The following is a 5440-nucleotide window of genomic DNA, read 5'->3' on the forward strand; positions in this document are numbered from 1 at the left end:
TCTGTCGACCTCGACGCTCCCCGACGCCTTCGGCGCGACGGTCGTCGAGCCGGCCTGACCATAGGATTGACGCATGGCCGCGGACGAGGACGAGTACGCCGATTTCAACGATGCCCGGCAGCGGCGCGTCAAGGTGATCGCGTGGGTGACGATCGTCGCCCTCATCCTCGTCGGCGGCGGTGCGACCGTGTTCGCCCTGCTGTTCGGCTGACAGCCCCGAAGCTCGCTCTGACCTGCGGCTTTCGCGGAGGACGGTGAACCGGTAGCCTCCACACAAGGAGGTCCCCCATGACCGGCACACCGTCCCTCTGGACCCGCATCCGCAATTTCATCTCGCCCCCTCGCGAGACCTACGACACGCGGACCGCGCGCCCGGGTGAGCCCGGAGCTGGCCCGGACAGCCCGGTGTATGAGGCGACCGACGGCCGCCGTCACGGCGGCACCATGCAGCTCGGCGGCTGAGCCGCAGACTCAGCGCACTCCCGGCCGGGCGCCCGCGCGGCGCGGGTACCATGACACTGTGGAGCCGATCCTCCTCATCGTGACGACCTGGGCGTGGATCGTTCCGGCAGCCGCCGGCGCCGGAGCGGCGACCTACGTCGGCCTGACGACGCGCGGACGCCGCGCCCGTCGGCTCGAGCTCGACGCCGCCCGACACGAGGAGTCGCAGGCGTACCGTGAGCTCGTCGCCGCCAAGGCCCGTGTGCGCACCGCGCAGGCCGATGTCATGACCGCGAAGGCGCGTGCCGCCTCGCCGCAGGCAGCCGAGGCCCGCCGCGAGCTGCAGATCGCCCGGCAGTCCGAGAAGTCCGCGTCGCTCGCGCTGCGCGCCAGCCGCTCCCGCGTCAAGGCCGGCTACTCGCAGTACCGGGCCGCCTCGTCTCACGATCCGCTGCCGATCGAACGGCTGTGGGCCGAGCACGACGCCGTCAACACGCGCTGGCTGTCGTACGAGACCGACGTCGACAAGGCGCTGAGCTATCCGAAGATGACCGACACCCGGCATCCCGCGACCGTCGTCTTCCTCCGCGCGCAGCGCGAGGCGCTCGCCAAGCGCCCCACGCTGCGTGACCGCGTGACCCCTCAGCAGTACGTCGAGTACCGGGCGGCGGTGCGTGCCCTGCAGGCCTCCCTCGCCGAAGCGGAGCGGACCGCCGGGGTGCCCGGCGCGACGCCGCCGAGCGCGGCGCAGACCGCCGCGGCGACGACCGCGGCGACCATCGGCGCCGCGGCCGCGATGATCGCCGACCTCGCCGACCGGCTGCCGACCCTCATCGCCCGGCCGCCGACGCGCGAGACGCCGCGCAGCTGACAGCCTGCTTCGGACCCGACACAGGGTCCGCGGCCGCCGTTAGCATGACAGGGTGGATGTCCTCCAGTCGGTCCTCGTGTGGATCGGCGAACACTGGTGGGTCGTCTTCCCTGCCCTCGGGGTGGCGGGGATGGTCGGCCGACGCTGGGAGATGGGCGCACGGCGCCGTCACCAGCGGCGGCTCGAGGTGCTCCACGCCAAGGCCGAGCTCAAGGCCGCGCAGGCGGCGGCACGCGGAAAGGCGGTGCCGGCGGCATCCCTCCCCGCCTTCACGGCTCCCACGGCCACTGTCGGCGCCGCCGACGCCCCTGCCCGCGAGACGCAGGCCACGCAGCTGGAGCGGCTGTTCGCGACGCACGACGCCGTGACCGCGCGCTGGCTGGAGTACGAGCTCGACGTCGCGAAGATCATCGCGTTCCCCGCGATGAGCGACGGGCGTCAGCCGCTGACGGCCGCGTTCCTGCGGGCCAAGCGCGTCGCCGACGGGCTGCGGCCCGCCTCGGCGAAGGCGAAGCTCACGAAGGAGCAGCTGACCGAGTACCGCAACGCCGTCGCCGACTTCGAGGTCGCGTTCGATGTGGCCGAGCGCGACGCCCGTCGCATTCGCGATTCGGGGTTCAGCGAGGTCGAGCGCAAGCGGCTCGACACCGCCAGGCAGCGGCTGACGGTCGCGCTCGACGAGGCCGCCACGCCCGCTGAGCGTCAGCTCGCGTACCGCCGGGTGCGCGAGGAGCTCGACGGGCTCATCTCGATCTCGGACGAGGCGATCGAGGTGCTCGAGAACAAGGTGATGCTCGAGCTGGGTCCGACGACCGCCACGGCGGGAGCGGATGCGGCCGCCGCCCCGCCCGCGCAGGCCCCGGCATCCCCGCCGCCGGCGCTCTCACCCGAGCCCGAGCCCGAGCGCCTGCCGGCGTCGCGTCCGAGCACGACACCGCCGACCGCCGCGCAGTGGCCGGTGCCCTCACGGGGTAACGGCGACGCGCCGGGCCGAGTGATCCACCCCAAGCCGCAGCGCTGAGAGTCGTTCAGCGCATGGGGGCGTCCGGGTGCGCCTCGATCCAGGCGTCGATGCGGGCGAACCAGTCGAACAGCCATGCCGCCTGCGCGTCGAGATCGTCGGGGATGTCGCTGCGGGGCACGCGCCACGCGCGCATGGCGATGCCCTTGTCCATCGGCAGTTCGCGCCAGATGTCGCGCAGTGTGACGAGTCGGTCGAGGCCGGTGTGGGCGATGAACACGACGTCGGCCCCGGGTGCGGCGCTGAGGGCCGCGTGCATGCCGCCGGGCTGCGGCGCCATGACGTGACGCAGCGCCTCTTCGCGCTCGGCCATCTGCACGCGCCCTGCGGCGCGCAGTCGCTGGATGCGCGATGTCCGGCGGGCGGCGCTGACATTGCCGCCCTCGGGGAAGATGACGAACGCGTCCTCGGGGCCGAGCCCTGTCGCCAGGCGACCGAGCGCCTCCTCGACCCGTGCGCCGCCGCCAAGGCGAGCGCCGCCGAAGCCCGAAGGGACGATGAACTGCGCGGGGACCCGGTGCAGCAGGATGTCGATGGCGGGATCCCATTGCAGCGTGTACTTCAGCACGATGCGCGGCCGGCGGCCGACCTCGTTGAGCAGCGTGTGGATCAGGATGAACGAGTCACCCGGACCGCCGTGACGGCTGGCGACGACGAGCGGCGTGCCGGCCGCGAACAGGGAGTCGAAGTCGGCTCGGCCGGCGGAGTCCTCGTCGTCCGACCCGGTCGTCGTGATCGTGAGCCGCAGCACGCCGCCGAAGATCCAGAACAGCAGACGCAGGCCCCAGGCGCCGAGCCGGTAGTGGGCCGTGACGAAGCCGGGACGGCGGATGGCGTACCCGAGGCCGGACGCGATCCACAGCGCGAACATCGCGATCATCAGCATCGCGTCCCACAGCAGGTACACGGTCACGAGCCAGAGCACACGCGGCAGCCGGAACCGGCCGGGCACCAGCGAGGTCAGCGCGAGTGCGACGAGCAGCCACAGCGGCGTCAGCACCAGCATCCCCACCGCCGCCACGATCACGAGCGGACCCAGCACGATCCGACGCGCCCAGGTGGGCGGCATCCAGGTCACGCGACCGCCCCCAACCCACGCTCGTCGAGGAACGCGCAGGTCGCGTCGTACGCGGCGTCGATGCGCCGCCGGACCGTGCTCATGCGGCGGTACGACATGAGGGAGTCGTCGTCGTCCTGTGCGCCTCCCGAGGGGAGCACGTGCAGCGCGACGCCCTCGGGGAGGTTCGCGATGTCGTACGCGTACCGGTGGCGCCGCGCGATCTCGAACGCCACGCGGGCCGTCTCGACGGCGGTCCGCGGCGCGGTCAGCGGCGTCTCGACGCGGCCCACCTGCAGCACGAAGACGGTGCGGGCGCCGGCGTCGACCGCCTGCGCGATCGGGATCGAGTTGACGATGCCCCCGTCGATGAAGTGCTCGTCGCCGATGCGGGTCGGCGGAAGCAGCCCCGGAACGGATGCCGATGCCAGCACTGCCTCTATCAGCGGACCCGACTCGAACACGTGCTCGGCGGCGCGCTCGATGCTCGCCGCGACGACCCGCAGAGGCACGACGAGGTCCTCGAAGCGGGTGTCGGCACCGAGGGCACGTTCCAGCAGGTGGCGCAGCGGCGCCGGCGAGTTCAGGTGCGTCTTCGTCGTGATGAGCCGCCCGAACTGGGCGAACAGCGAGTCGCCGTAGACGGCGTTCGCCTCGGGCGAGGTCCACGCGTCGAGCAGGCGCTCGATGACCGCAGGGGTCGGGTCGGCGGCGACGAGGGCGCCGTTGATCGCGCCGATCGACGTGCCCACGACGAGGTCGGGTCGGATGCCGCGCTCGAGCAGGGCGCGCAGCATCCCGATCTCGACCGCGCCACGGACACCGCCGCCGCCGAGCACGAAGGCCGCCGTCATGCCCACACCCTATTGCGGGCATGACGGTGGGGGTCAGCGCGTGAGGGTGTCGACGTAGTCCTTGTTGTCGGCGATCCACTTCTCGACCACGGGACCGTAGTCGTCGCCGTCGTACGACCCGAACATCGCATCCTCGAGCGAGTACAGCAGCTCGTTGTCCATGCGGAACGCCTCGAGCCACGCCGAGACCTCGGGGAACTCGTCGGCGAACCCGGTCGAGGTGATGGTGTGGATGCCCTCCGCGTCGCCCAGCAGGCCGTCGGGGTCTTCGAGGTCCTTGATCGGGAATGCGTTGTAGGCCCAGTGCGGCCGCCACAGTGTCACGGCGACGTCGCGCCCGGCATCCGTCGCCGCCTGCAGCTCGGTGAGCATCGCGGGCGTCGACGACGTCACGAACTGCATGCCCTCCAGGCCGTAGCCGGGGATCACGGCGTTCTGCGTGACGGTCACCAGCCCCGAGCCCGACTCGATGCCCACCAGGCGGTTGCCGAAGAGGTCCGCGTTCGCGGCGAGCTCGGTGAGGGAGTCGATGGGGGCGTCCTCGTTCACCGCGATCGTCAGCTTGGCGTCGTCGTACCAGACCCCGAGCTGCTCGAGGTCGTCGCCGTACCTCGCCAGGTAGTCGGAGTGCGTCGACGGCAGCCACATGTCGAAGTTGACGTCGTAGTCGCCGCCGGCGAGACCGGCGTAGACCAGCCCGGCCTCCGCCTCGCCCGTCTCGACCTCGTACCCCTCGTCCTCGAGCATCACCGTGAACAGGTGGGAGACCGCGATCCCCTCGTCCCAGCCCGAGTGGATGCCGATCGAGATCGAGCTCAGGTCGCCGTTGTCGAGGCGGTCGGACGCGTCGGTCCCGGCCGACGAGGCGTCGCCGTCGCCCGAGCAGGCCGCGAGGCCCAGCGTGAGGCCGAGAGCGGCCAGCCCGGCCGCGATCTGGTGCTGACGGGTGCGGAGTCGCATCATGTCCTTCCGTGCGGTCCCGGCCCGGATGCCGGGAACCTGGTGGGGGGTGGGGTGCTCAGGCGTTCGCCGTGGCGAGCGCCCGGGCGACCTTCGACCGCGCGCCGAGAGCGGCGGTGACGCGGTCGAGGTACATCGCGAGGATGACGACGGAGATGCCGGCCTCGAAGCCGAGCGAGACGTCGACGCGCTGGAGCGAGGACACGACGTCGCGGCCGAGGCCCGCGGCGCCGACC

At 72.1% G+C, this 5440-nt stretch carries 7 protein-coding genes; 4 read left to right on the forward strand and 3 right to left on the reverse strand.

Features of this window, described 5'->3' with window-relative positions; genetic code table 11:
* The first annotated feature begins 73 nt into the window (after positions 1 to 73).
* From ACTHNQ_RS21110 to ACTHNQ_RS21125, 4 genes are all read left to right on the forward strand, one after another.
* Positions 74 to 211: a hypothetical protein gene (locus tag ACTHNQ_RS21110; RefSeq protein ID WP_018173794.1), complete on the forward strand. Its 138-nt coding sequence runs from the start codon at positions 74 to 76 to the stop codon at positions 209 to 211.
* Positions 212 to 288: 77 nt separating this feature from the next.
* The gene (locus ACTHNQ_RS21115; protein WP_440335875.1) at positions 289 to 462 is read left to right on the forward strand and encodes a hypothetical protein; all 174 of its coding nucleotides are present in this window, start codon (positions 289 to 291) and stop codon (positions 460 to 462) included.
* Between the two features lie 58 nt (positions 463 to 520).
* On the forward strand, positions 521 to 1312 hold the full coding sequence (locus ACTHNQ_RS21120) for a hypothetical protein (RefSeq protein ID WP_440335876.1): 792 nt from the start codon (positions 521 to 523) through the stop codon (positions 1310 to 1312).
* 52 nt (positions 1313 to 1364) lie between these two features.
* Complete coding sequence (locus ACTHNQ_RS21125; RefSeq protein ID WP_440335877.1) at positions 1365 to 2333, forward strand: hypothetical protein; 969 nt, start codon at positions 1365 to 1367, stop codon at positions 2331 to 2333.
* 7 nt (positions 2334 to 2340) lie between these two features.
* Here ACTHNQ_RS21125 and ACTHNQ_RS21130 read toward each other — a convergent pair whose 3' ends face one another.
* The 3 genes from ACTHNQ_RS21130 to ACTHNQ_RS21140 are packed head-to-tail and all read right to left on the reverse strand — an operon-like array spanning position 2341 to position 5204.
* Positions 2341 to 3402, reverse strand: a complete 1062-nt coding sequence (locus ACTHNQ_RS21130) for a 1-acyl-sn-glycerol-3-phosphate acyltransferase (RefSeq protein ID WP_440335878.1) — start codon at positions 3400 to 3402, stop codon at positions 2341 to 2343.
* Between the two features lie 5 nt (positions 3403 to 3407).
* The gene (locus tag ACTHNQ_RS21135; protein ID WP_440335879.1) at positions 3408 to 4244 is read right to left on the reverse strand and encodes a patatin-like phospholipase family protein; all 837 of its coding nucleotides are present in this window, start codon (positions 4242 to 4244) and stop codon (positions 3408 to 3410) included.
* Between the two features lie 33 nt (positions 4245 to 4277).
* Positions 4278 to 5204 carry a glycine betaine ABC transporter substrate-binding protein gene (locus ACTHNQ_RS21140; protein ID WP_440335880.1) on the reverse strand — a complete coding sequence of 309 codons (927 nt, stop codon included), beginning with the start codon at positions 5202 to 5204 and terminating at the stop codon, positions 4278 to 4280.
* Positions 5205 to 5440: the final 236 nt, after the last annotated feature.

Origin of the sequence: Microbacterium sp. (genome assembly GCF_051953575.1) — a bacterium.
Lineage (GTDB): Bacteria > Actinomycetota > Actinomycetes > Actinomycetales > Microbacteriaceae > Microbacterium.

What these genes read in the sequence shown, in the direction of transcription:
- ACTHNQ_RS21110 (WP_018173794.1), top strand. Translation starts at nt 74, where the DNA reads ATGGCCGCGGACGAGGACGAGTACGCCGATTTCAACGATGCCCGGCAG.
- ACTHNQ_RS21115 (WP_440335875.1), top strand. Translation starts at nt 289, where the DNA reads ATGACCGGCACACCGTCCCTCTGGACCCGCATCCGCAATTTCATCTCG.
- ACTHNQ_RS21130 (WP_440335878.1), bottom strand. Translation starts at nt 3,402, where the DNA reads ATGCCGCCCACCTGGGCGCGTCGGATCGTGCTGGGTCCGCTCGTGATC.
- ACTHNQ_RS21135 (WP_440335879.1), bottom strand. Translation starts at nt 4,244, where the DNA reads ATGACGGCGGCCTTCGTGCTCGGCGGCGGCGGTGTCCGTGGCGCGGTC.
- ACTHNQ_RS21140 (WP_440335880.1), bottom strand. Translation starts at nt 5,204, where the DNA reads ATGCGACTCCGCACCCGTCAGCACCAGATCGCGGCCGGGCTGGCCGCT.